The 26,060-nt window shown below is 61.4% G+C and carries 23 protein-coding genes; all 23 read right to left on the bottom strand.

Annotation, left to right across the window (positions count from 1 at the left end; translation table 11 throughout):
* Positions 1-5: 5 nt before the first annotated feature.
* The gene (locus LPA35_RS14015) at positions 6-2,408 is read right to left on the bottom strand and encodes a 3-hydroxyacyl-CoA dehydrogenase/enoyl-CoA hydratase family protein (protein ID WP_228897397.1); all 2,403 of its coding nucleotides are present in this window, start codon (positions 2,406-2,408) and stop codon (positions 6-8) included.
* Positions 2,409-2,475: 67 nt separating this feature from the next.
* The gene (locus tag LPA35_RS14020) at positions 2,476-2,913 is read right to left on the bottom strand and encodes a DUF2147 domain-containing protein (RefSeq protein ID WP_228897398.1); all 438 of its coding nucleotides are present in this window, start codon (positions 2,911-2,913) and stop codon (positions 2,476-2,478) included.
* Positions 2,914-2,957: 44 nt separating this feature from the next.
* A complete protein-coding gene (locus LPA35_RS14025; RefSeq protein ID WP_228897399.1) occupies positions 2,958-4,754 on the bottom strand; it encodes an acyl-CoA dehydrogenase C-terminal domain-containing protein in 1,797 nt (598 codons plus the stop codon).
* A 5-nt stretch (positions 4,755-4,759) separates the two neighbouring features.
* Positions 4,760-5,503 (bottom strand): TetR/AcrR family transcriptional regulator, encoded by a 744-nt coding sequence (locus tag LPA35_RS14030; protein WP_055400968.1) that lies wholly within the window; start codon positions 5,501-5,503, stop codon positions 4,760-4,762.
* A gap of 185 nt (positions 5,504-5,688) precedes the next feature.
* A complete protein-coding gene (gene slmA / locus LPA35_RS14035) occupies positions 5,689-6,351 on the bottom strand; it encodes a nucleoid occlusion factor SlmA (protein WP_121422251.1) in 663 nt (220 codons plus the stop codon).
* 177 nt (positions 6,352-6,528) lie between these two features.
* On the bottom strand, positions 6,529-7,980 hold the full coding sequence (locus LPA35_RS14040) for a sensor histidine kinase (protein WP_055396913.1): 1,452 nt from the start codon (positions 7,978-7,980) through the stop codon (positions 6,529-6,531).
* Between the two features lie 90 nt (positions 7,981-8,070).
* Positions 8,071-8,763, bottom strand: coding sequence for a response regulator transcription factor (locus LPA35_RS14045; protein ID WP_055396780.1), 693 nt, complete (start codon positions 8,761-8,763; stop codon positions 8,071-8,073).
* 173 nt (positions 8,764-8,936) lie between these two features.
* Positions 8,937-9,827 (bottom strand): acetylglutamate kinase, encoded by an 891-nt coding sequence (argB, locus tag LPA35_RS14050; RefSeq protein ID WP_055396782.1) that lies wholly within the window; start codon positions 9,825-9,827, stop codon positions 8,937-8,939.
* A gap of 84 nt (positions 9,828-9,911) precedes the next feature.
* The gene (locus LPA35_RS14055; protein ID WP_029413975.1) at positions 9,912-11,015 is read right to left on the bottom strand and encodes a glycosyltransferase family 4 protein; all 1,104 of its coding nucleotides are present in this window, start codon (positions 11,013-11,015) and stop codon (positions 9,912-9,914) included.
* Positions 11,016-11,235: 220 nt separating this feature from the next.
* Positions 11,236-11,928, bottom strand: coding sequence for a lytic transglycosylase domain-containing protein (locus tag LPA35_RS14060; protein ID WP_370641451.1), 693 nt, complete (start codon positions 11,926-11,928; stop codon positions 11,236-11,238).
* Positions 11,929-11,933: 5 nt separating this feature from the next.
* On the bottom strand, positions 11,934-12,584 hold the full coding sequence (locus LPA35_RS14065; protein ID WP_228897400.1) for a DapH/DapD/GlmU-related protein: 651 nt from the start codon (positions 12,582-12,584) through the stop codon (positions 11,934-11,936).
* Positions 12,585-12,586: 2 nt separating this feature from the next.
* Complete coding sequence (locus LPA35_RS14070; protein ID WP_228897401.1) at positions 12,587-13,603, bottom strand: bifunctional 2-polyprenyl-6-hydroxyphenol methylase/3-demethylubiquinol 3-O-methyltransferase UbiG; 1,017 nt, start codon at positions 13,601-13,603, stop codon at positions 12,587-12,589.
* Complete coding sequence (locus LPA35_RS14075; protein ID WP_228897402.1) at positions 13,600-14,499, bottom strand: lysophospholipid acyltransferase family protein; 900 nt, start codon at positions 14,497-14,499, stop codon at positions 13,600-13,602. Before LPA35_RS14075 ends, LPA35_RS14070 begins: the two co-directional genes overlap by 4 nt.
* Positions 14,496-15,719 carry an ABC transporter ATP-binding protein gene (locus tag LPA35_RS14080; protein WP_228897403.1) on the bottom strand — a complete coding sequence of 408 codons (1,224 nt, stop codon included), beginning with the start codon at positions 15,717-15,719 and terminating at the stop codon, positions 14,496-14,498. Before LPA35_RS14080 ends, LPA35_RS14075 begins: the two co-directional genes overlap by 4 nt.
* Before the next feature lie 4 nt (positions 15,720-15,723).
* Entirely contained in the window at positions 15,724-16,548 is an 825-nt protein-coding gene (locus LPA35_RS14085; RefSeq protein ID WP_228897404.1) for an ABC transporter permease, read from the bottom strand.
* Entirely contained in the window at positions 16,545-17,465 is a 921-nt protein-coding gene (locus LPA35_RS14090; protein WP_228897405.1) for an NAD-dependent epimerase/dehydratase family protein, read from the bottom strand. The genes LPA35_RS14085 and LPA35_RS14090 overlap by 4 nt, the downstream gene beginning before the upstream one ends.
* Positions 17,465-18,688 (bottom strand): glycosyltransferase family 4 protein, encoded by a 1,224-nt coding sequence (locus tag LPA35_RS14095; RefSeq protein WP_228897406.1) that lies wholly within the window; start codon positions 18,686-18,688, stop codon positions 17,465-17,467. Before LPA35_RS14095 ends, LPA35_RS14090 begins: the two co-directional genes overlap by 1 nt.
* Before the next feature lie 2 nt (positions 18,689-18,690).
* On the bottom strand, positions 18,691-19,668 hold the full coding sequence (locus tag LPA35_RS14100; protein ID WP_121422242.1) for a glycosyltransferase family 2 protein: 978 nt from the start codon (positions 19,666-19,668) through the stop codon (positions 18,691-18,693).
* Between the two features lie 158 nt (positions 19,669-19,826).
* Positions 19,827-20,720 (bottom strand): peptidyl-prolyl cis-trans isomerase, encoded by an 894-nt coding sequence (locus tag LPA35_RS14105; RefSeq protein ID WP_228897407.1) that lies wholly within the window; start codon positions 20,718-20,720, stop codon positions 19,827-19,829.
* A gap of 22 nt (positions 20,721-20,742) precedes the next feature.
* Positions 20,743-21,855, bottom strand: a complete 1,113-nt coding sequence (locus LPA35_RS14110) for a VCBS repeat-containing protein (protein ID WP_228897408.1) — start codon at positions 21,853-21,855, stop codon at positions 20,743-20,745.
* Between the two features lie 123 nt (positions 21,856-21,978).
* Positions 21,979-22,932 carry a hypothetical protein gene (locus LPA35_RS14115; RefSeq protein WP_228897409.1) on the bottom strand — a complete coding sequence of 318 codons (954 nt, stop codon included), beginning with the start codon at positions 22,930-22,932 and terminating at the stop codon, positions 21,979-21,981.
* Between the two features lie 172 nt (positions 22,933-23,104).
* A complete protein-coding gene (locus tag LPA35_RS14120; RefSeq protein ID WP_228897410.1) occupies positions 23,105-23,557 on the bottom strand; it encodes a hypothetical protein in 453 nt (150 codons plus the stop codon).
* Between the two features lie 74 nt (positions 23,558-23,631).
* A complete protein-coding gene (gspD, locus tag LPA35_RS14125; protein WP_228897411.1) occupies positions 23,632-26,025 on the bottom strand; it encodes a type II secretion system secretin GspD in 2,394 nt (797 codons plus the stop codon).
* Positions 26,026-26,060 lie beyond the last annotated feature (35 nt).

A 26,060-nucleotide genomic window follows, 5' to 3' on the forward strand; every position in this document is an offset into this window, starting at 1 on the left:
CCGGATCAGTTGCGAACCGGCTTGCCGGTGGACAACATGCCCAGGATGCGCTCATGCGTCTTGGGCTGGGCGATCAGGTGGCAGAACACCTTGCGCTCCAGCGTGAGCAGGTATTCCTCGCTCACCATCGAGCCAGCATCCACATCGCCGCCACAGACCACCTCGGCGATCATGGCGCCGATCTTGAAGTCGTAGGCACTGATGAAGCCGCCGTCGCGCATGTTCACCAGCTGGGCCTTGATGGTGGCCAGACCACTGCGGCCCGCCACGGGGAACAGGCGCTTGTGCGGTGCACGCCATCCGCTCGCAGCCATGGACTTGGCTTCGTTGATGGCGACGAACAGCAGCTCGTCCTTGTGGGGCACGATCACGTCGCTATCCAGCAGGAAGCCCAGCTTGCGCGATTCGATGGCGCTGGTACCCACCTTGGCCATGGCCGCGGCGGTGAAGCCTTCGGTCAGGAAAGGCAGGATGTCCTTGCTGGTCGAAGCGGCCATGTTCTCGGCCGCGCGCCGGGCAATGTAGGTCAGGCCGCCCGCGCCGGGCACCAGGCCCACGCCCACTTCGACCAGGCCGATGTAGCTTTCCATGTGGGCCACGCGCTTGGCCGAATACACGGCCAGCTCGCAACCACCGCCCAGCGCCATGCCATGGATGGCTGCGACGACAGGCACCTGCGCATAGCGAATGCGCATCATCAGGTTCTGCAGCTCCTGCTCGATGCTTTCCACCGCATCGGCGCCGCCGACCATGAACGCGGGCATCGTGGCTTCCAGGTCGGCCCCCACGCTGAAGGGCGCGTCGCCGGACCAGATGACCATGCCCTGGTACTCAGACTCGGCCAGTTCCAGCGCTTCCATCAGCGCTTCCATCACTTCGGGGCTGATGGCGTGCATCTTGTTCTTGATGCTGGCGATGAGCACTTGGCCATCGAGCGTCCAGGTGCGCAGGGCTTTCGATTCGGCAATGGTGGTGCCAGCGGTGCGCCAGTCGGGCAGATTGGATTCGCCCAGCAGCGCCTCGGGGAAGATCTGGCGCTCGTACACGGGCAGCTGGCGGCGGGGCACAAACTTGTTCTGCGATGCACTCCACGAACCTTGCGCGGTGTGCACGCCACCGGCGTCGGCCACGGGGCCCTTGAAGACCCACTCGGGCAGCGGTGCCTTGCACAGCGCTTTGCCAGCGTCGATGTCTTCCTGGATCATCTTCGCCACTTCAAGCCAGCCGGCTTCCTGCCACAGCTCGAAGGGACCCTGCTTCATGCCAAAGCCCCAGCGCATGGCCTGGTCCACGTCGCGGGCGTTGTCGGCTATTGTTGAAAGGTGCACGGCTGCGTAGTGGAAGCTGTTGCGCAGGATGGCCCAGAGGAACTGGCCGGGCGCGCCTTCGGCATTGCGCAGCAGGCGCAGGCGTTCGGCCGCAGGCTTCTTGAGCATGCGGGCATACACCTCGTCGGCCTTCTGGCCGGCGGGCACGTACTCTTCGCTTTCCAGCTCGAAGCGCATCACGTCGCGGCCGACCTTCTTGAAGAAGCCTGCCTTGGTCTTCTGACCCAGGTTGCCCAGCTCGAGCAGCTTTTTCAGCACGGCGGGCGTGCCAAAGCTTTCGTAGAACGGGTCGGTCTCAATGCTCAGGTTGTCCTGCAGCGTCTTGATCACGTGGGCCATGGTGTCCAGGCCCACCACGTCGGCGGTGCGGAAGGTGCCGCTGGATGCGCGGCCCAGCTTCTTGCCCGTGAGGTCGTCCACCACGTCGTAGGTCAGGCCGAAGTTCTCGACTTCCTTCATGGTGGCCAGCATGCCGGCGATGCCCACACGGTTGGCGACGAAGTTGGGCGTGTCGTGCGCACGCACCACGCCCTTGCCCAGGCCGCTGGTGACAAAGGCTTCGAGCTGGTCCAGCACTTCGGGCTGGGTGGTGGGGGTGTTGATCAACTCCACCAGCGTCATGTAGCGCGGGGGGTTGAAGAAGTGGATGCCGCAGAAGCGGGGCTTGATGCTCTCGGGCAGCACTTCGCTCAATTTGGTGATCGACAGGCCCGAGGTGTTGGACGCCAGGATGGCGTGCTTGGCCACGTGGGGAGCAATCTTGGTGTACAGGTCGAGCTTCCAGTCCATGCGCTCGGCAATGGCCTCGATCACGAGATCGCATTCCTTGAGCAGGTGCATGTGCTCTTCGTAGTTGGCCTGCTGGATCAGCGCCGCGTCGTCGGCCACGCCCAGGGGCGAGGGCTTGAGCTTTTTCAGGCCTTCGACGGCCTTGGTGACGATGCCGTTCTTGGGGCCTTCCTTGGCGGGCAGGTCGAACAGCACCACGGGCACCTTCACGTTGACGAGGTGGGCGGCAATCTGCGCGCCCATCACGCCTGCGCCGAGTACGGCGACTTTTTTCACTTGGAATCGGGACATGGGTTGGGTTCCTGGTTGGGGCGTTGCGCAACACCGCAGGGGGCGCGCAAGGCCACGGGAATGGGGTTTACTGGACGCGGATCCAGGTTTGCGTGCGGCCGAACGGGCCGATCGAGCCCCGCACTTCAAGCTTCTTTCCGCCCTCGACGGGGGTCATGCGCAGGGTGTAGTTGCGGCCGTTCTCGGGGTCGAGAATCTTGCCGCCTTCCCACACCTCTTTGCCGTCAGCCTTCTTGGCACCCCGGATGATCTCCAAGCCCAAGATGGGCTTGCCCTTGCGGTCATCCGAGCATTCGTCGCAGACCTCATCGGGCTTGGCGTCCTTGGACAGGCGCTTTTCCAGCGCCCCGTTCAACACGCCGCCGCCGATGTCGCGGATGCGGATTTCGGCCTTGGCCTCGCCGGTCTTGTCGTCGATGTTGCGCCACAGGCCTTCGGGCGTCGCCTGCGCCCAGACGGGTGCCGCAGACGCTACAAAAACAATAGCTGCTACCGCTTTATACATAGGCGCTCCGTGCCAAAAAAGCTTGAAATCCGCAGGTCTACCGATCAGGCCAGGGCCAGATCCGTGTCCATGAGCACCTTGCTACCGGCACGGGCCGTGCGCATCAGCGTGGCGGTTTCGGGGAACAGCTTGGCAAAGTAGAAGCGCGCCGTCTGCAGCTTGGCGCCATAGAACGGGTCGGTGTTGCCAGCGGCGATCTCGCGCAGGGCGACCTGGGCCATGCGGGCGAACAGATAGCCGAACACCAGGTGGCCAGCCACGCGCAGGTAGTCCACTGCAGCAGCGCCCACTTCGTCCGGGTTCTGCATGCCCTTGAAGCCGATCTCGGTGGTGAACTTGGTCATCTGGTCACCCAGCATGGCCACCGGGTTGATGAACTCGGCCATCTTCTCGTTCACGCCTTCTTCTTCCACCAGCTTGCCAATCAGCTTGCCCAGCTTCTTGAGCGTGGCGCCGTTGTTGCCCAGGATCTTGCGGCCCAACAGGTCCAGCGACTGGATGGTGTTGGTGCCTTCGTAGATCATGTTGATGCGGTTGTCACGCACATACTGCTCCATACCCCATTCCTTGATGAAGCCATGGCCGCCGAAGACCTGCATGCAGGCGTTGGTGGAGATGTGACCGTTGTCGGTGATGAAGGCCTTCACGATGGGGGTGAGCAGGGCCACCATCTCTTCGGATTCGGCACGCACCTTTTCATCGGGGTGGCTGTGCACCTTGTCCAGCAGCAGCGTGCAGAAGATCTGCAGCGCGCGGCCGCCTTCGGCGTAGGCCTTGGCGGTGAGCAGCATCTTGCGCACGTCGGGGTGCACGATGATGGGGTCAGCATCCTTGTCTTTTGCCTTGACGCCCGACAGGCTGCGCATCTGGATGCGGTCCTTGGCGTAGGCCAGCGCGTTCTGGTAAGCCACTTCGGTCAGGCCCAGCGACTGGTTGCCCACACCCAGGCGGGCGGCGTTCATCATCACGAACATGGCAGCCAGGCCCTTGTTGGGCTGGCCCACCATGGTGCCGATGGCGCCGTCGATGGCAATCTGCGCGGTGGCGTTGCCGTGGATGCCCATCTTGTGCTCCAGGCCCGTGCAGAAGATGGGGTTGCGCTCGCCCAGCGAGCCGTCGGCCTTCACATTGAACTTGGGCACGACGAACAGGCTGATGCCCTTGCTGCCCTTGGGCGCGTCGGGCAGGCGGGCCAGCACCAGGTGCACGATGTTGGCGGTCATGTCGTGCTCGCCGGCGCTGATGAAGATCTTGTTGCCGGTGAGCTTGTAGGTACCGTCGGCCTGGGGTTCGGCCTTGGTGCGCAGCAGGCCCAGGTCGGTACCGCAGTGGGGTTCGGTCAGGCACATGGTGCCGGTCCACTCGCCGCTGGTCAGCTTGGGCAGGTACAGGGCCTTTTGCTCTTCGGTGCCGTGGGCGTGCAGGGCTTCGTACGCGCCGTGCGACAGGCCGGGGTACATGGTCCAGGCCTGGTTGGCCGAGTTCATCATCTCGTACAGGCACTGGTTCAGCACGAAGGGCAGGCCCTGGCCGCCGTAGGCAGGGTCGCACGACAGTGCCGCCCAGCCACCTTCGACGTACTTGGCGTAGGCATCCTTGAAGCCCGTGGGGGTCTTCACTTCGTGGGTGGCCTTGTTGAGCACGCAGCCTTCGGTGTCGCCGCTGATGTTCAGCGGGAAGGTCACTTCGGCAGTGAACTTGCCGGCTTCTTCGAGCACGGCGTTGATGGTGTCCACATCCACCTCGGCGTGGGGCGGCATGGCCTTGAATTCATCGCTGACCTTGAGCACTTCGTGCATGACGAATTGCATGTCGCGCAGGGGCGGCGTGTACATAGGCATGGGGTTTACTCCTTGGAGGTGGTGGTTTGGTTGGAAACTTTGCGGCGCTTGGCAGCAGCAGCGGGGGCGGCTTCTGCGGTGGCGCCAGGTTTTGCGGCGCTGTAACGCGCCAGGATGTTGTGAAAGCCCTGCACGGCCCGGGCCATGGAGCCAGGGGTCTGCAGGAAGCGCGCCTCGTAGTGCAGCGCGAGGATGAGGCCGTGGATCTCGAACAGCATCTGCTCGGCATTGGTGTCCGCGCGCAGCTCGCCCAGGCCCTTGCACTGCTCGATGGCGCGGCGCATGGCGGCGTGCCAGGTCAGCACCGAGCTGGCCAGCGCGTCGCGCACGGGGCCGGTGCGGTCATCAAATTCGACCGCACCGCTGATGTAGATGCAGCCCGAATCGATTTCGATGGAGGTGCGCTTCATCCAGTTGTCGAACATGGCGCTGAGCCGGGCCAGGCCACGCGGCGCGGACATGGCGGGGTAGAACACTTCCTGCTCGAAACGCGTGTGGTATTCACGAACCACGGAGATCTGCAGCTCTTCGCGAGAGCCAAAATGGGCAAACACGCCCGACTTGCTCATGCCCGTGACGTCGGCCAACGCCCCAATGGACAGGCCTTCCAGCCCGATGTGCGTGGCCAGGCCCAGCGCTGCCTCGACGATGGCCGCCTTGGTTTGCTGGCCTTTTTGCAGGGCGCGGCCGGTACCGCTGCGAGCGCGCGGGATGCGGGTGACCTGGCTGGATGAAGAGGTGGCGGACATGCGGGCAAATAAAAACGAACGTTCGTTCTATTCTGCAGCAAATTCTCCGCCCGACCAAAACCCCCGGAAAAAATAGGGAGGCCCACCCAAACCATTCGTTGCGGCGGTGCCACCCTCTGCCCCACCCCATCGCTTCCGCCCCCGCCACAGGGCCGCCCACGGCAGGCGGCACCCAGGCGGTGGTATCAGAGAATCAGCGCCAGGCTGGCTTCCAGGTGTTCCGATGGCAGGCGCTTGAAACCCGAGCGCGCGTAGCGTTGCAGGCGCCCCACGGCAAACGCCGTGAGCACGCTGGCCGCGACCTGGGCATCCACAGTGGGTGTGGCAGAGCCCGCTACCGCCGGGCGCAGGCACTGGCGCAGGGTGGATTCAATGCGGTCAAAAAACTGGTTCATGCGCTGCTGCAGGCGCTCGTGCTCAAACACCAGGGCATCGCCCACCATCACGCGCACCATGCCGGGGTTGCGCTCGCCAAACTGCAGCAGCAACGCCACGATGCGCGCAGCCTGGCGCGTGCCCACTTCGGCAGACTGGTCCGGATCGGGTACATCGCGGCCGGTAATCTGCTGGACCAGGGTGAACACGGTCTGCTCGATGAAGTCGATCAACCCTTCGAACATCTGCGCCTTGCTGGCGAAGTGGCGGTACAACGCGGCCTCGCTGACTGAAAGACGCGCCGCCAACGCGGCGGTGGTGATGCGCTCTGCCCCGGGTTGCTCGAGCATGGCCGCCAGCGCTTGCAGGATCTGTACGCGCCGCTCACCCGGCTTGGGCCGTTTGCGCGCAGCCGGAGTTTCGCCCCCGTCGTCGGTACTGGCTGGCTCGGGGAGGGGCGAAAGTTCAGACATGCAGGAACAAGGGCTGGGGTAAGGCCATGCGGCCAAGGGCACCCTGCGCCGGGTTCACATGCCAGGTGGGCATGCACCGGCCTGCGGCAGGGCGTAAATCATGTGTGGAAATGATTCTCGCACAGGCCCTGGGGCGGCCCCATGGGCACGGGCGAGAGCAGTTGCCGCTACGCCGATTTACAGCGGAAACACCACAGTCACCAGCAGGCCGTGCCCCAGCGGGCCGGTGCCCAGCGTGAGGGCAGCGCGGTGCACGCGCGCAATTTCGTCGGCAATGGCAAGCCCAAGCCCCGTGCCCTCGCCCACCGTACCGGGCACCCGGTAAAAACGCTGCATGACGCGCCCTCGCTCGGCATCGGGCACGCCAGGCCCATCGTCTTCCACCTCGATGAACACACGTGGCGGCCCTGCGCGCCCTTGGCGCATGCCACAGCGTATGGTCACAATGCCGCCCGCCGGGGTGTACTTGATGGCGTTGTCCACCAGGTTGGACAACAACTCGCGCAGCAGCCAGCCATGGCCGGTGACATGCACGGGCTGGACTTCCAGCCCCAGGTCCAGCCCCTTGCCGGTGGCTGGGTCGAGAAAGGTCTCCAGCAGGGTTTCGCACAGGTCCTTGAGGTCTACACGCTGGGGCGGCTGCGCGTCCAGGCTGCGCGCATCGGCGCGCGACAGTGCCAGCAGCTGGTGGGCAAGCTGCGAAGTGCGGCGCGTGGCATTGCGCAGCTTCTCGATCTGATCAACTCCTAAAACAATAGCACCTTTCGCTTGCCCATCATGCGCTAGTGGCAATTTTCCCTCAAAATTTGACAAGGACACCCGGGGTGGTGCCGCCGCCTTGGCCATCATGGCCCAGGCTTCGACCTGTGCCTGCAGGCCCGCCAGCGGGGTGCGCAGCTGGTGCGCCGCATCGGCCACAAAGCGGCGCTGCCCTTCCGCCTGCGCATTGACCAGTGCAAACAGGCGGTTGAGCGAGTGCACGAGCGGGCGCACCTCGGCGGGCGACGAGGCTTCGTCGATAGGGCTCAGGTCACGCGGCGAACGGTGCTCCACCGCTTCGGCCAAGTCCACGAGCGGTTTGAAGGCCCGGCCCACAGCCCAGTGGATGGCCAGCGCGGCGGCGGCCACCAGCACCAGGTTGGGCAGCAGCACCCGCAGCAGGAGCTGCTGCGCCCATTGCTGGCGCGGGTCAGACCCGTCGGCCAGCGCCACCACCAGTTCGCCAGCCCCGGTGCGACCACGCTGCACCGCCACCCTATAGGTCACCCCGCCAAACTCAACGCTGTGGAATTCGGGCGCATGGGTGGTGGGCACGGCACTGTGCACCCAGTCGTCGCCCAGCAGCAGGCGTCCAGAGATGTCGCGCACGCTGTAACCCGCAAACCCGGTGTTCTGGCGCAGAAAGTCTTCGACCGGAGGCGCCAGCAGCAGCAAGGGCGGCTCGTGGTCACGGATGGAGGGGGCCAGCACCGAATCTGCCAGAGCGGGCAACAGCCGCAGCAGGCGCTGGTCGTGCCGCCCGGCGGCCTCGTCGGCCGAGCGGTAGTCGAGCCACACGCCCACCAGAGCCAGCGCGCACAAAGGCAGCACCAGCAAGATCAGCAGCCGATTGCGCAGGTCGGAGGTCATGGCACGCAGGCCGGGCCGTGGGGAAGGGATGGCTCGGTCCGGCGGCGTCATCATGATCCTTACCGACGGCTTCAGCCAGGCCGGTTCCGCTCAGGCGGCCTGGAGTTCAAGCCGATAGCCGAACCCGCGGATCGAACGCAGCGCCACGCCATGCGGCTCCAGTTTGCCGCGCAGCCGGGAGACGTAGACCTCCACCGCGTTGGGCGTGATCTCCTTGTCCCAGCCCGTCAGAGCCTGCAGAAGCTTGTCCTTGCTGGCAGGCTTGGGGGCATTGATGAGCAGGTACTCCAGCACAGTCCATTCGCGCGGACCGAGCTCAATGACCTGCTCCCCGTCCCCGGTACGGATGCTGGCGCGGCGGCCAGCCGTGTCCAACTCCAGCGGACCAAAACTCAACACCGCTGTGGTCGCGGCCTGCGAGCGGCGCAGCAGGGCGCGCAGGCGTGCCAGCAGTTCAGGCAACTCGAAGGGCTTGACCATGTAGTCGTCGGCCCCGAGGTCCAGCCCCTGCACGCGGTCGTGCAGTGCATCGCGCGCGGTGAGGATCAGCACCGGCAGGGCGGGGCTTGCCATATCAGGGCGGCGCAGGCGGCGGGTGAGTTCCAGCCCATCCATGGCCGGCAGGCCGATATCGATGATGGCCGCGTCGAACGACTCGGTGCGCAGCACCTCTTCGGCGCGCTCACCGCTTCCGACCCAATCCACGGCGTACCCCGCGTCGGTCAACCCCAGCTTGATGCCGCTGGCAACCATCACATCGTCTTCGACCAGCAAGAGTCGCATATCAACCCACTTGTTCGCTGTGCATAGCAGCATGCCCGATAGGCTGGCGCAGCCTCATCCGGCGGCCGCCGTGCAAGGGCAGCCAATACCCTGTGCTGGCGCTGGCGACGTCACCCACCCCGCGAAGCGAGAGAAGGGAGAAGGCGAGAAGCGACTCAGAGGGATAGACCATTTCAATGGCTACGAATCATGGTCCCGTAGGCCTGGTCGGTCAGGATTTCGAGCAGCATGGCGTGCGGCACACGCCCATCAATGATGTGCACTGCGTTCACGCCGGCCTTGGCAGCATCCAGAGCTCCCGCAATCTTCGGCAGCATGCCGCCAGAGATGGTGCCGTCGGCAAACAGCGCGTCGATCTCGCGGGCCGTCAGGTCTGTGAGCAGATTGCCCGCCTTGTCCAGCACGCCGGGCGTGTTGGTCAACAGCATCAGTTTTTCAGCTTGCAGCACCGTGGCCAGCTTGCTGGCGACCACGTCGGCGTTGATGTTGTAGCTCTCGTTGTTCTCACCAAAGCCGATGGGGCTGATGACGGGGATGAAGGCGTCGTCCTGCAGCGCCTTGACCACACTCGGATCGATGGAGACGATGTCTCCCACCTGCCCCACATCGTGCTCGATGGACGGGTTCTTGTTGTCCACCATCTTGAGCTTCTGCGCACGGATCATGCCGCCGTCGCGCCCCGTCAGGCCCACGGCCTTGCCGCCGGCCTGGTTGATCAGGCCCACGATGTCCTGCTGCACCTCGCCGGCCAGCACCCACTCGACCACTTCCATGGTCTCAGCATCGGTCACGCGCATGCCCTGGATGAACTCGCCCTTCTTGCCCAGGCGGTTCAGCGCCGTCTCAATCTGAGGCCCGCCGCCGTGCACGACCACGGGATTCATGCCCACGAGCTTGAGCAGCACCACGTCCTCGGCAAAGTCGGCCTGCAGCGCGGGGTCGGTCATGGCGTTGCCGCCATATTTGATGACCATGGTCTTGCCATGGAACTTGCGGATGTAAGGCAGCGCCTGGGCCAGGATTTCAGCCTTGTCGCGCGGGGCAATCGAAAGAAGGTCGGTCATGGAGGCGGGCCATCCAGAGAAAACGGTGAGGCGCAAATTGTGCCGCATTCGCGCGGCGCGCTGGGTTTGCCAGCACACCCGCCGTCAGTGGCGCAACCAGTTGGGTACCTTGAAACGCACAATGGCCAGGTAGGCCATCACATAGCTGATGACGAACAGGCCGCAAAACGCCATCAGCAGTGGGGTATTGCTCCAGAACAGTACCGCAGGCACCACCGTCAGCAAGGTGAAGCCCCACAGGTAGGGGGATGTGCGGTTATTGCGCATCAACACCCTGCGCGATTCATCGTCATGGAAGACACCCCGAACAATGCGACGGTAAATCAATTGGTGAAAGTGCAGCGCATCGGCCACGCCGGGGGAAACGCCCCGCACGGTCTTGCGGTAAATCGAGAAGATCGTTTCCCAGACGGGGTAGATCAACAAAAGCATGGGGAACCAGGGCGAAACATCGGCGTTGCGCTGCACCAGGGAAATGCTGGCCAGGGCAATCACGCCGCCCCACACGTAGGCACCGCCATCTCCCGCGAACAGCATGCCGCGCGGGTAGTTCCAGACCAGAAACCCGCCCGTCGCCGCCGCCGTGGACACCAACAGCGCCGCCAACGCACGGTCCCCCACCTGCAGGGCCACATGGGCCAGCGCCAGGCAAACGATCAGAGCCACCATGCCCGCCAGGCCGTTGTAGCCATCAATGATGTTGAATGCATGGGGAAGTCCCGCAACCGCCAGAACAACCACCGCAACGCCCAGCCACGGAGCAGCGGCCAGCAAAGAATCCAGCCAGGGCCACCCCATGCGCGGCAAGGTCAGATCCAGCAGGATCACCGCCAGAGCGCCCGATGCACCGGTCAGGCTCAACCGGTAACGCACGGACAGGCGCTGGGTCATGTCCTCCGCAATGCCGCCCAGCGCGGCGGGCAGCAAGGCCACCAGCCAACCCCCCACCCAAGCTCCGAGCTTCAGCGAGCCAGGATCACCCCAATGGGTAGATTGAAGAACACCAAGGCCCCAACTGCACCCAATGCCCAGCAGCAATGCGGCCCCCCCCAAGCGGGGAACGTCCCCCAGATGAAAGCGTTGAGGCATGCCGTTGCCGTACACGGAAGCGTGGCTGTGCATCCACCGCACGATGAACCCTGCCGCCAACGCTGCAACGATGAATGCCACCACAGATAACCAGATCATGAGCGGCCGATGGTACCCGCACTCGGTCCCAGTGCCTGTAAGAAAGCGCTATCCACGCAGCCCCATCCCAGCGGGCTGGGGCTGCTGGCATGCTGCAAGGATGCTATGTGAGGAGAACCTGGCAAGACGCCACCACGAAGGTCCGAGCCTGAATCAGGCCGTCTCCCCGACAACCCCGAGGGGGCCATGGAGAGGTTCATGCGGTCAGAACCCGGGGCCACTACCGAAGCAAGCCACGGTAAAAACGCATCACCTTTTCCACGTACTGCTGCGTTTCGGGATACGGAGGGATGCGCCGACCATACTTGATCACGGCACCTTCCCCTGCGTTGTACGCCGCCAGCGCCAGTTCCTTGTCGCCATCGAACATGCGCAGCAGATCGGCCAGGTAGCGGGTGCCAATCTGCGCATTCACTTTGGGTTCCATCGCGGCATGCTCTCCGTCTGACGAAGGGCGCGCTGCAACCCCATAACGCTCAGCCGTTGCCGGCATGACCTGCATCAGCCCCAACGCACCTTTGCGCGAAACGGCTTTCACATTGAAGGCCGACTCTGCTGCCGCGACGGCAATCACAAATGCGGGGTCCAGCGACTGCGCCACCGCCGCCGCTTCCAGGTGCTGCTTGACGTCGTCATAGCCTGGAAACTGCAGTGCAGAGGGGCTGCGATCCTTGCCCTTCACCACCGAGGCGGGAGGCACACGGCTGAGCCAGATCACACCCCGCGTAGCCGCCGAAGGAGGCACATTGCCGATGTGGGTTACGCCCTCCCCATCCACAAACTCCCACACCTGGTTCGCCCAGGAGGATGGCAACCATCCCCCAAGCAGAAAAACCAAGAGCATGACACCACGCATGACCGTCCCAAGCGATGGGAGGTCGCGCTCGTCAGACTCCTTCCAAAACAGACTCATGGTTCTCATTTGACCTCGCGCCCTTCGCGAAAGAAACTTTTCAGCCCAGCACCGACCCGTTGAAACCAGGAGGCCGCTGCCTCGGGCTCAGGCTCCGGCCATGCCTCCCCCCGCCTTGAACGGATCAGCCGGGCGGGCATACCTGCAGCCACCATGCCCGCCGGGACATCCTGTCGTACCAGCGCCCCGGCTGCCACGACCGCGCCACGGCCAATCGTCACGCCCTCTAGAACAATCGCGCCAGCACCGATCCAGGCGCCGTCTTCCACAACGATTCTTGCCCGGGTGATTCGGTTGCGCGCAATCACCACATCCCCCCCATCGATGGCATGGCCGGCAGACAGCAGCTTGGCATGGGGGCCAATCAGGACATCCTCACCAATCTCCAGGCCACCTTCACCCGACAGATAGCCTCCCACATTGACGATGGTACGGGCTCCGATGCGGATACCCACGCAGGGATCTGCCACCACATCGCCCAGCACCAGCCGTGTCTGGGCATAGATACTGACCCCGTCGGCCAGGCACAAGACATCGGAGCGCTGGCCGAAACGCATGACCGAGACGGACGGGTCGATCCGACATTCGGCGCCCATGCGATCCACACCTGCGTGTGACGCCGTGAAAGCAGGAATTCCCAGCAGCATGTCCGTCATGTTCACCGGCTGTGATGCGAGCCCATGAGCCTGCGCCAACGGCTGCGCCATGCGCGATCGTTCAGCTCCGCCGTCCTGGCCTGCAACGCTATTTGCGTGGTCGCAAGCTCAGACTCCACCAGTGTCTTTTCGGACCGCAGCGAACCCACCTCTGTGCGCAACTCATTGATCTCTTGCTGGAGTTTCCCAATGAGGTCCTTGGCTTCCGCAAAGGCCTTCTGGTGCTCCAGCAACGAAGCTCGTTCGCGCTGGTGCAGCACCGTCAGTGCTTGCAACTCGTCGCGCAAGCTTTCCGCCATGCCCCGAGCCTCTTTCAGCTCCCACGTTGGGGCATCCACAGAAGGCGTGACCACCACCATCCACTGGTAGACGTCAAAGTCCTGCCACCCAGCCAACAACGCCTGGCGCTGGTCGCCCGACAGGGCGCTCCAGTAGCCGGCGAATTCGCTGCATTCAACGGGTACCCTGTTGGCTTCCCAGACCCGGGGAGCCCATCCGCAGTCCAGCAACATCTTCTCCATGCTGCGTTTGGTAAAGAAACGGACATGGGTCCTGTCCAGTTGGCCCTTGTCGGAATAGTCAAAGATGCCGCTTCGCATAGAAGCCAGCACCCCGGCATAGGCGATGTTCGGAACGGAAATCAGTAGACAGCCCATGGGCGCGACAAACTCACTCAACCGCTGCAGCACATCTTCGGGCTTTCTGAGGTGTTCCAGCACATCACACGCCATCACCGTATCAAACTGCCGACCCTTGAGCGCATCCAACCAGTCGGTGCTGTCCAGATTTCCAGGGATGACCTCCACGTCCAGTATCTTGAGCACTTCCAGCGCCTCGGGGTCGTTTTCCACCACCGTGACGCGATAGCCCCGAGCCAGGAGAACACGGGTCATGGCGCCAGGGCCCGGCCCAAGCTCCAAGACCGAGCCGCCACCTGGTGGTACGCGGCGCAACAACCGAGCGGCCCACTCCTCACCATCCGGGTCGAATGCGTAGTCGTATCGCTCAATATTGGTCATGGATTTCCCTCCGCCTTTGGCGCCGGTTCGGGCTGCCACATCTGATCCCACAATCCCCACTGCCACCATGCCCAAGGCCGGGCCAGAACATCCTGCTCCAGCCGCTGGATGACTCTATCGATCGCCTGCCTGGGATGTTCCGGCAATGGCTCGACGACAACCTCCAGATGGTCAGGGCGTCGGGAATAAGTCACAGCATGCAGCAACGGAACGCCCGTGGATTGCGCCAGACGCTCAATACCTGTGGGCAGACTCAGGTTTCCGCCCAGAAAAGGGTTACCACGCAAACGGCCAAACTCAGGTCGCCATGCATCAGCCAGAATCACCCACGCTTGCCCCGCCCGCAGACTTTCATGCACCGGGCGCAGCCCTTCACTCGTGGTGTGCCATTTTCCACCGGTCACCTCGGTATAGCCTTGAATTTTTCGCAGCAAAAAACGGCGCTGCGCAGCCTCAAGCTCCGGGTTGTCCAAGACCGGCATGGTCAGAACATTGGTGGCGACACCCTCCCTCGCCAAAGCAACCGGGGCCGTCAGAAGCCGGTCATAGTGATTGAGAACCAGTATGAAGCCCTTGCCTTGACGAGCCAGGACTTTGGCAAACTCGGCACCTTGCAGATCAATGGTCGGCCCTCCGGAACGGCCCAGGCGGCTGAAGGCCATGGCATCCACCATCTCCTGCGCTAACATGTCCAAGTGGGCGCGAGCCCATTGCGCATGCTGCCCCCCCGTGGCTTGCGGGAAGACCCGGGCAAACAAGCTTTCGAGCCAGCGCAGCAGGTGCTCGCGCTCCGCCGCTGATTCCCGCCCTATCCGCCCGACCAGCCGCCAGGGCAGGGTCGTAGGCAGCCGGGCAATGAGAGGGAAAAGCAGGTCCAGAGACCAGGCTCGCGTCATTCCACCAGCACCCATTCGTGTTCCAGCCAGGCAACACCAAACTCCCGGTGCTTCTGGTTCAGCACGGTAAAAGGCTGGATGAGTTCGGCCATGTCCAGCACCTGGATACCTGAATCATCCAGGACATACACGCTCCAGAGGTATTCACCAGACAGAAGCGGCAAGCGTGGGAACCGGGCACGAATGCGGTGGCTGCCAGTGCCCTGCAGCGGCTTACCCTCGGCACGAAACTGCGTGCTCGTGCCAAAAACGTTGTCCTTGTCCGGGCGAACAATTGCAAACAACACATGAAACGGCGCGTCCCCATAGGACTCGATCTCGATCTCTACCGACAGATCCTGAAACGAATCCACTTGCGCAGGGTTGATGCCGTCCCCCGTTTCGATCGTCAGGCCGGCGATTTTTACCAATGGCGCTCCCGACGAAGACGCCGCTGCGGGCTGCGCTGCTTCATCCTTTTTTGCAGCCTCATGGGCCTCGACGCGCAGGTGGGCATACCTGCGTCGCTCATGGGATTCGTAGGCGGTCACCACGTCCTCGGTAGCTCCGATCGCCTGCACGCGACCGCCGTGTATCCATGCCGCCCGCTGACAGAGGCTTCGTACCTGATACAGGTTGTGGGAACAGAAAAGCACCGTGGCGCCTCGCTCACGAAGCTCCAGAATACGATTGAGGCTCTTCTTCTGGAAATGCAGGTCCCCCACGGAGAGCGCCTCGTCCACGATCAATACATCCGGATCGATGGCCGTCGCAGCGGCAAAAGCCAGCCGCATGAACATGCCCGATGAGTAGGTCTTCACCGGCCGCTCCAGCGTTTCCTTGGTCAACTCCGAGAACGCAGTGGCACGGACAACGAAGGCCTCCATGGCGGCGCCCTCCAGCCCATGCAACGCGGCCATGAAGCGGATGTTGTCGTAGCCGGACTCCTCCGGGTGAAACCCCGCCCCAAGCTCCAGCAACGCGGCAACGCGGCCTTCTTGAAACACCTGCCCACGGGTGGGACGGATGGTGCCTGCCGCGATTTTCAGCAAGGTGCTTTTGCCCGCACCGTTTTCACCGATGAGGCCAAACGTTTCGCCGGCCTGCACCTCAAAATCCACCCCGGTCAAAGCGACATGTATACGGTGGCGCTGCTTACGCGTCACCCACTCCCAAAGCCGGTCCTGCGGACGGCTGTAGACCATATAGGTCTTTTCAATGCCTTCAAAGCGGATCGTCATGGCTTTACAAGGCCTCGCCCAGTGCAGACTTCATTGAGCGGAAGAACCACCACCCCCCTCCACCCAGCAACAATACCCATACGGCCAAGGCCACGGGGGCTCCTGGCGGTACCGGCATATGCAATACAGTGCTCTGCACCATCAGGACCAGGCAAGCTACGGGGTTGAAAAGGAACCAGTTGTGGAATTTCTCCGGCACCTGGGACAGGGGGTATACGACAGGTGTCAGGTAGAACCAGAGCTGTAGTGCGAAGGCCACCATGGAGCCCACATCACGCCACAGAAAGTGGGCCATGCTCAGCAGCAACGTAAGACCAAAGGTCAGCGCAATCTGGGCCAGCACCAGAACCGGTAGCCAAGCCAGTGACGCGTAAGGCCCCACACCCTGCACCACCGACAAGACAATCAACAGCGCATAGCCAATACCCAGAACGAGCAGGCTACCTCCAACGGACACTGCGGGCAGTATCTCCGCAGGCATAGGCTGCTTGCGCAGAAAGTCCTCGTACGCTGCCAAAGACCCAACCCCCCGGCCAATGGCATCGGTAAAGGGCAGCCAGACTGCAAGCCCCGCCAGAAGGTGCAGCAGATAGCCATTGTTCACGTCCAGCCCGGGCACCCGCACCGCCAGCACCAAGCCAAAAAGAACATAGAAAATAGCCAGCGTGGCTACGGGCTGAACAAAAGCCCAGGCAAAACCCAATACCGAACCGGCATAGCGCGTCTTGAACTCGCGCACCATCCAGTACCGCCAAAGCACCCACAACTGGCGCGCATTGCGCGGCGCTGCCGATGAGACCCCTGTGGAATGGGAAACAGGGCGCGTCATGCTACCGTCCGCAGCCATTCGACCGATTTGGCCACCCCATCCTCGAAAGCCATCGTCGGCTTCCAGAACAGCTCGTTCCGGGCACGCTGAATGTCCAACACATTGACCGGTGGGTCAAAAGGACGCGCAGGGAATACACGCCGTTCTACGGCATGCCCCAACAACTGCTCCAGTGTGTGCACAATATCGTTGACGCTGTGCCCTGCACCACCGCCAATGTTGAATATCCGGGTCTCCCCCTCATGGCGCGCCGCTGCTGCGAACGCATATCCCACATCCGCAGCGTAAACAAAATCGCGCACCACGGACCCGTCCCCCCACACATCCAGCGGTTGCGCATTGAGCGCACGGTGTGCAAAAACGGCAATCACACCTTGGACCCCATGGGGTTGCTGCCACTCACCGTAGGGATTGCTCAAACGCAGAATCCGGCATGGCAGGCCATGCTGTGCCTCTTCGATGCGCAAGTGGTGCTCAATCGCCAGTTTGGTGGCGCCGTAGGCCCCCATGGGCATGGTGGGGTGGGCCTCACACAAAGGCACATACTGCGGCCGCCCGTACACCGCCCCACCGGATGACGCAAACAGCAACTTGGGGCGCGCGGCCTTTTTGCGCAACTCCTGAAGAAGGCGCAAGGTTCCCACCAGATTGGTCTGGACATCCTGGATGGGGTCCTCACTGGCCGTGGCCGGCACCGTGGAGGAAGCGAGGTGAACAATCACGTCTGCCCCCCCCACCACATCCCACCAGGAGGGCAGGTCAAAACAATCTGCCTGCACCTCTCCCGCCAGCCAGGGAGCACTACCCGCAGCCGACAATGACCGGTCTACCGACCACACCTCTGCGCCTTCCGACGCCATGGCACGCCCAATATGGCGCCCCAGAAACCCAGCACCTCCCAGAATCGCGCAACGCATCAGAAAGCCTCCACTTGCTGCTGGGTGCGCGCGTGCAGCAGGGCTGCTTCAAAGTCCTTCGCAACCATGTCCCAAGTCTGCGCCCGCGCAAACTTTTCGGCCCGTGCGCTCAAAGCATGGCGCCGTTCATCGTTCTGCAACAAGTCACAGACGGCATCCGCCAACCCCTCGGGCGAAGACTCCGCCAGAGCGGCCATGTCTTCATTGAGGAGCCATTCCACATTGGGCCCCCGATTCGAAACCACAGCACAACCCGAAGCCATCAACTCCAGGGGCAACAGCGATGCATTCGTGAGCGACAGAACCAGCGCCACATCGCACTGGCTGTAGAGATCCGGCAGATCATCGAGCGCCACGGTTCCACACCCCAAGTGTGGAAACGGAATGTGATAGCCAGCCGTGTCCCAGCCTGCCAGTACGAACTGGACGTCGGGCATCCGCTCCCACACTGCATTCAGCACCAGAAGTCCTATCTCAAACGCCCTGCGGGGAGTGGGGGGACGCGCGTAGAAGAACACCCGGCGAATCTCCGGCTCCCTGCGCGGCAAGCGCCGGTAACGCTCTAGTTCCACACCAAAACCTATAGCGTGGGTGGTCATGCCATATTCATTCGCCAACTTGCTGGCCAGCCAGCCGCCCGCCGTGATCCCGAAAAATCCAAAGCTGTAAGTATTCTGTGCCAGGACCGACTCCGACCCGACGGGGTAAAAATGCGGCTCGTAGTCCTGTACAAAGTAGAGCTTGTGCTTCGCGCCCGTAAAGGCGCGTACGGTGTAGGCAGTGTCCCATCCCGTAGCAATGGAGAATTCGCACGGCGGCAGATCTTCAAGACCCAACAACACCTGCGCCTGAAGCGGAAAGAAGTGCTTCCGAATGGCCTCGCGGGCCTCCTGCGCATCGTGGTGCATGACGGGCTTGCCGATCACGATACTGGAGGTGTAGCCCATCTGCTCCAGATGCCAGATGGTGCGGAAGATGTTCAGATGGCCACCGGACCCGACATTGAAGTCAGGAATGAACCACAGCAAGGTGCCCGGCTTGGCCTCACCCGACTGGGCAGGCAAGACATAAGGCAGGGCAAAGTCGTAGTGGCGAAAGACATCCACATACTTCCCTGGGCCTTGGCGCAGGCGACGCACCACAGCACGCAGGGCGGCAAAAACGCCTTCCTTGCGCGCCATTTCTTTCACACGCCAAATCTTCTTGGACAGATTCAACGCCATGGTCAGACAGCTCCCGCACGCTGCAATTGCTCATCGCGCGACACCGAGCGCAGCAGCCAAGCGGGCAAACGGTCATGGTGCGTGCCCAGGTATTGTCCCGAAACCCTCGCCATTTCAATGAAGCCCATGTAAATCGCATTTTTACAAAGGCGCCAGCCCTGCAGCCCCCCGCTGCGCAACCAGCCAAGATCCCGCTTAGCCAAGTACAGACCAGACTTCAAAGCCTGCGCCAAGCTGTCCTGAATGCGATAGCCAAAGTAGAGATGGAATGAGCGTGCTTCGTCAAAATTGCGCTGCAACGTCTCCCACACACCGAAATCGTGCGAATGGTAGACCACCGCATCTGGCACAAAGGCCTTCGCGTGCCCCGCCTCAATGGCGCGCAGCGCCCATGTCTGGTCCTCTGCAAATGCCACTTCTGGCAAAGGCAATTGCTCCCACACCGAGCGGCGAATGCATGAATTGTTGCTGGAGAAAAAGTGCAGCCACTGGCGATAACCAGGATCTCTGGCAAACCGGGCGGGGTCTTCAAGGCGAACCACAGACAGCTTGTCACCAAAGCCGGCAAAATGCTGATTCAGCTCACAGTGCGTAACATGCCGCGCTTGGGGATGGGCTCGATGAGGACCAAAAGCCCCCGCGACGCCTGGCTCAGCATCGCAGCCCTGCACCATGTTGTACAGCCATTTGGGGCCCGCAGGTCGCGCGTCTTGCGTGATAAACACCAGAAACTGCCCCCTTGCCATGGAAGCCAGTAGATTGCGGGTACGGCCGTGGCCGAACTCTGCAGCAGGAATGGTCTCTACACGAACACCACGCTGCCGGGCACATTCCACAGAATTATCGGATGAACCGGAATCCACCACGATAACCTCGAATGGCCAAGGTGCTTGCTGCGAGAGCACAGCATCCAGCACTTCACCCAGCAAGGGCCCTCCGTTCTTGACGGGGATCAACACGGAGGCGCGTATTTCAGTCATTGGCAGAATTGGCGGGGGCTCAATAGGAAGATAGCGCCATGCGCCTTGTCGTCAGATTGCACATTTCTGGCAGAGCGCCATGGCAATCTGCAAAACCGACCATTGTACTGCGCCACCCGAAAGTGGCGCCCCTCCCCGGCTTCCAATTACGTCAGCGGTTATTTGGCTGGAGGCTGCTTCAAGAATAACGATCTGATTGCAGCGTTATCCAGTTCAACGCCGTACTTAGCAAACAAATCGCTTCGAACCTTCTTGACACCCTCTTGGCGACAAAAGGAGACGGCACGGGCGGGCACAGACACAGCAACCTCTTCCCACGCCAACTGACGCCCCTCACGCTTTTCATTCACCTTGAAAAGATAGGCGAAATCACCTTCGCGCAGTGGGCCTACCATCTCCCCTTGTTTTGTCGTAGCCAAAACACGCAGCACACTCACATCTTCGTCAAAGAGGGTAACCCATCCCAAATCGCCTTGGGGATTCAGCTTGTACACGGCCTCTGCTTGCTTGACCAAATCATCAAACGACTTCTTCCCCGACGCAACGGCTTCCGCCTCTTTCATAAGCCAAGCTGCGGCAGGCTCACCATCCAGGGTCTCGGATGCAGGAAGAATAACTCGACTGAGCCGAGCCATCGGCGGCACCCGGAATGCTTGAGGGTTGTCGCTAAAGTACTGTCGCGATGCCTTCTCGTCAGCAGGAGGCGCACATACAGGAAGCAACTTGGCATAGACAGCTTGCGCATAGACATCATCGAAACGCTGTTCCTCCCGTCCATCTTGGCGCGGCTCCCCGATTTGTGCGCCCTCTAGGGAGAGCACCCGCACTGTGGCCATTTCCCGCAATACGGTTTGCACACCCCATACGTTGCGACTAGAAGCACGCAGATCTACCCGCCTCTCCACGTAGGCCGAAAAGTCATCGCGACTGATCGTTTCACCGTTGGATAGACGAACCAACGTCTCCGACGCACTTGCCAGCGAGGCAGCAGCGACCGCAGCACACATTACCAAGGCTCGAAGCCAGCCCGAGTTGCACAAAGAAGGGGTCATAGAAATAACTAAAAAAACAAACTCAAAGACGTTCGACAGCGCGATTCCAAAGCGGGCCGTAGATCACATCCACAACGGTATCGACGGAATTGAGCACCACCAGATCCTGCTCACCATCGCCATCCACATCGATGAGCTGTAGACCCGTAGAGAATCCGCTGGTCTTTATCCAGCGCGTTTCCAACACTTTCGCGTCAGCATCAAGGCGCTGCAGATACATCTTTCCATCTTCAGCCCACACCACCAGATCGTCAGACAGTGGAGCGACAGCAACACTGCCCGTCAGAGGTGACTGTATGTATTGGAGTTCCCCGGTTTGCATGTTGATACGGGCATTGCGTGCGCCGGTCTCTAGCGCCACATACAACCATTGACCCGAAGGTGAAGGCCGCGCATGGCGAGCGACGGCACCAAAAGTGGCAAGCACACGAGGTGCCGCCAAGAGATCTGCATCGGAGACTGCGACAACCTTGCGGTCGTCAAGACAAGCGACGGCAAACCCACCCCCTGCCAAGCCAGGAATTTTGGTTACGCGAACAGGATGCCACGGAGCCTCACACCATCGCACCGCTTTTGGCACTGCTGCCTGTCGATTGTCTTCATGCCAATCGATCCAAGCCACATTCTTTCCGCTGTAAGGTGTTGCCAACAACTTGTATCGGCCTTGTGACGCACTCACCAAGATGACATCACGCGGGGCAAATCCGACGGGAGCCTGGTGTATCCGTACTAGGCGCTCGCCCTCAACCCTGAAGATATCGAGGCTACCCGTAGCTTCAACAGCTGCCGCCACCAGAGTGTCCGACAACCACACCGCAGAATCCGGATGATAGGCCACAGGTTGACGATCCAGCTGACGAGAGGTTCTTCCGCTGAGTTGGTGCAGAACCACCCGCCCCTCTTCATGCTCGACTAACACGAAGCGGCACTCTCCCTTGGCAAAACAGCGCACCTCACCACCCCAGACCATGTGGGCTTCAATGGCCATTCGATCAGAAGCCTTTTGAGTGTCCGGCGCCTTGGCGGGAGGGGCCACTCCCCCTTCAACAGATACAGGATGCATTTGGCAACCCGCCAGAGCCCAAACACCCAGCACAGCAAGAAGTCGGAAAGGAACAGAGCAAGAGAATTTCATAGGAACCCCAGACATGCAAAAAAAATGGCGCCGTTTGGCGCCATTTTTTTGGAGCAGCCCCAATGGGACTGCTTGTTTTTCTATTTTATACACAGCAGAAATCGCCGTGTATATCAAGAAAAATTAGTTGTGCGTACCAAGGATGGACTGCACAGCGCCGAAGGCAGGCATGGAGATCACGCTGTACGTGAACACAGAGCCACCCAGGGAGAACAGCGACTGACCAGAAGTACCTGGGTAGTCAGCTGGCTCAGCAGACATAGGCGACCACTCGATGAAACCATCGGCGAAGTTTGCAGGACGGCCTGGGATCGTTTCTGGGTTGAAGAACGACAGTTCGGCTTCAGCCAGAGCGAAGTTCACAGACTTACGGTTTTGAGCCGCATCGTACATGTTGACCGTGTGGGTACCACGATGGTCACCAGTCGACCACACCACAATGCGGGTTTCCAGACCTGCATTCAGGGTGTTGTCCACAGCGTAGCGCATGGCGAAAGCAGGCGTTGCCGAAGCAACGTTACCCGTCACCGAACGAGCGCCAGCAACGTTCAGCAGGCTCATTGGGCCCAGGATCGTCAGATCAGAGCCAGTAGCCAGCGTCAGAGGGCCGTCGATCACTGGAACATAAGCCACGTCTTGGGCGCCAGTGGTCACGTGGAAGGCGCTCGCACCGATTTGGCCGTTAGCAGCCACACCAGCCGTTGCGTTAGCCACGTTACATGCGGTAGCTGCGCTGGTGGTTGCAGTGTTTGCACCAACAGCGAACACCAGGTAACCACGCGTGCCAGCCAAGCCATTGCCAGATTGCTGCGACCAGATGAAGGGCTCGAAGTCCTTGTTGGTCATGGGGAAGCAACCGTCGGTAACGTGGTTGGAGTTCGCATCAAAGAACGTCCAGAACACAGGCACAACGTTGCCGGTGTTGTTGACGATACCCACTGCGGTGGTATCGGCATCGCCGTTGTGGATCACGTTAGGAACCACGAAACCATTGCTGTACGTACCCACGGTGTACGCCTGCGCCACACCTGCACTCAGCGCAGCGGCTGCAACGGCTGCCATTGCAAATTTTTTCATCTTCTCAGTCCTTAGATAATTGAAGGAAGCTTTCCCACCCTGTGCGGGATCTGCAACCCATCCGTACTCCGTTTGGGTTGATGCAATCTTATACTGATACCTTCGATTTTTTCAACCTATTTCAGCCAGAAAACCACTGCACGGCAGTTTGTTGCACTCAAACAACGAACCATCACTGCGCTGTTGGAAACATGACACTAGGCCGCTGTACATGGTGCCATGCACCATCAATGCGACGCCATTCGTCTTCCAGAACGGCCTCCAGTTTTTTTACACGCAACAATGGTAATGAGTAGCGCATCCACACTGTGACGATAGCGCGATCCCCCTCAATGCTGCGAACACCACGCACCTCCACGGCATCAAATGTAATGCCCCCACGCTTGAGGTAGCCTTCCAACGTGGCGGCCGGGTCCTTGGACAGCGCCTCATAGGCCCAAGCGCCTACACGATCATTTTTCTGAATCAGCGCCCAGTACGCTTTTGTGCGCGTTAGAAGTGCTGCCTGGTCATCTTCGGCCGACACCACTGAGCCACCAGTGGCAGCACAGCCCACCAGCACCGCCAAAACCGCAGGCGCTGCCAAGGTCGCGACGAGATGACGACGGGTAACAGGTTTTGTCATGTAAAGAATCTCCTGATTGACTATCTATATATGGGATACGCCACGCTGACTAGGGCCATAGCAGCCAGGCGCAGTCAGCGCGAAGGTTGCAACTGGGCATCTGGGGGGCGGAAACTCATGGGTTGGGCCTGCAAAGACAAGGAGCGCATGCGTTCGCGCATCTCCGCACTGGCCGAACGCAGTTGATCATCGTCCTCCAGGGCGCGGGGCGTCATTAACACCAGCAGCTCCGTGCGGTTGCGCTGGTTTGACGTGTTGGAGAACAAGGCCCCCAACAATGGGACATCCGCAAGCCCCGGCAACCCGCTACGAGTATTGCTGTCATTTTCACGGATCAACCCGCCCAGAACGATGGACTCGCCGGAACGCACTGCGACACGCGTTTGTATTTGCCGGGTCTGAAAGGACCGCTGTTTTGTCACAGCATCCTCTTCACCCACATCGGTGACTTGCTGAGAGATGTCCATGGAGATCAACCCTCCCGCATTGACGGATGGCGTGACGGTGAGCAGTACGCCAGTGTCTTTGTATGTTATGGACTGAGTAATGAAATTACTGCCCGTAGCGGCCGCCGTTGAACTCAGAATGGGTTGTTGCTGACCGACCTGAATATTGGCGGTGTGGTTGTTCAGAACCAAGATAGACGGACTGGACAACAACCGCACTTGCGATTTTGTGGCAACGGCGTTCAGCGTGGCGCGAACTACATCCGCCTTGCTGATGGTGTACGAGAAACCGGGTACTTTGGCGCCTATGCCACTGCTGTTGTTGGAGTCCAGCAGCGCCTCGCCTTGACGCCCCCTGCTAAGACCGTTTTGCAAGTACCACTCAACGCCGTATTCCAGGTTGCCCGTGAGGCTCACCTCCACGATGCTGGCCTCGATCAACACCTGCATCGGAGCCTTGTCCAGCTCGCGCAATGCCTGCTCGATCCGGCGGTATTCGGTGCGCGGAGCGCGAATCAGCAGAGCGTTGCGCTTCTCGTCTGCAACCACACGCACATTGCCATCCAATTGACTCGTTGACGTAAGGGATGTGTTGTTCGAAGAAGTTCTGTTTCCGCCAGCACCCAGCGCGGCGTTCAAAGGACTACTGCCCGTGCCGGAGCTGCTGCTATTGCCATAGAGGCCGCTGGAACTGCCCGTATTGCCAGTGCTGCCCGTCCCCAGACCGGAGCCCCCCGCCCCCCGAGAGAACTGCGTGGGCGCCGAGCCCGCCGCGACGCCACCCGAGCCGGCTTGCCCGGACTGCCCACCAAAAAGGCCATTGAGCATTTCCGCCAGCTGCAATGCCGAGCCGTTTTGCACCGGATACACGAACAGGCTGGCCTCCAGCGTATCGGTGGGACGGTCCAGGCGACGGATCCAGGTTTCCACTTGGGCCAACAAATGACTGCGCGGCGTGACCACCACCAGGGCATTCAGACGCTCAACGGGAAAGACGCGAATCAAGCCACCCAAAGGGGTCGCCATCTGGGCGCCGGCACCGCTGGCACCACCACTTGCGGCCGCACCACCTGCAGCAGCACCCGACGTGCTAGGCGCCCCCCCCGCAGGTGCGGCACCAGCCCCCCCATAGGGATCGGAGGATTTGTCGGAGCCTAGCATCGCCTGCAGAGCATCCCGTACCACGTTGACGTTGGCGTTTTCCAACACGAACACACCCAGCGACATGCCAGAGAGAAAGTCCACGTCAAACGCTTCTACCATTTCCAGCCAACCACCCAACTGGGCCTTGCTGCCCTGCAGCACCAGCAGGTTGCGCAGGGAGTCCACGTAGACGATGGCCTCACGGGGTGCGATAGGCGCCAGAATCTTGGCCATCTCGGCCGCTGCTATGTGGTTCAAGGGAACGATAACCGTCCCGGCACCTGACAGATCCTTGAATTTGGACGCCCCTACCACCGGGCGCGCGCCTACGGTAACGGTACGCTTGGTCACGTGATAGACCCCCGCGTTGTCGCGGACGATGGCCAAGTCGTGGGGCAACAGCACCGCATCCAGCACATCCAGCACCTGACTGCGCAGCAGCGGCTGGCGCGTATGCAGGCTCACCACCGTTTCGCCACCTGCGTCGATGGTGTAGTTGAGCTTGAGCAGGTCACCTAGCAACGCTGTAGCCAAGTTGCTGACAGTGACATTCTCGAAATTGAGCGCCACCTTGTCGCCCTTGGCAAGCACGGGATCGATTGCAGGCGCCTTGTCGCGCTTGAAAAACTGGTCGTTGCCAGGATATAGCTTGGTGCTGGAAGAAGCATTCTTTTGCGCCTGCTCCTTGGGCGCTGACGCCGCCGGTGCAGGGCTTGGCGCCACTGGCGCAGCCGCAGCTGCAACAGGCTGCGATGGCCCCGGTGCTCCGCCAACTGCGACCTTGGAGTCCGCAACTCCGGACGCCGCAGGACCTCCCTGCGTGCTGGCACAGCCTGCCGCCAGCAATGCGAGCAAGAGGATGGATGGCCGAATATTCATAGAGATAGCTCCAATATTGGGGTACGCCGCTAGGG

Source organism: Acidovorax sp. Leaf73 (genome assembly GCF_916855635.1).
GTDB lineage: Bacteria > Pseudomonadota > Gammaproteobacteria > Burkholderiales > Burkholderiaceae_C > Acidovorax > Acidovorax facilis.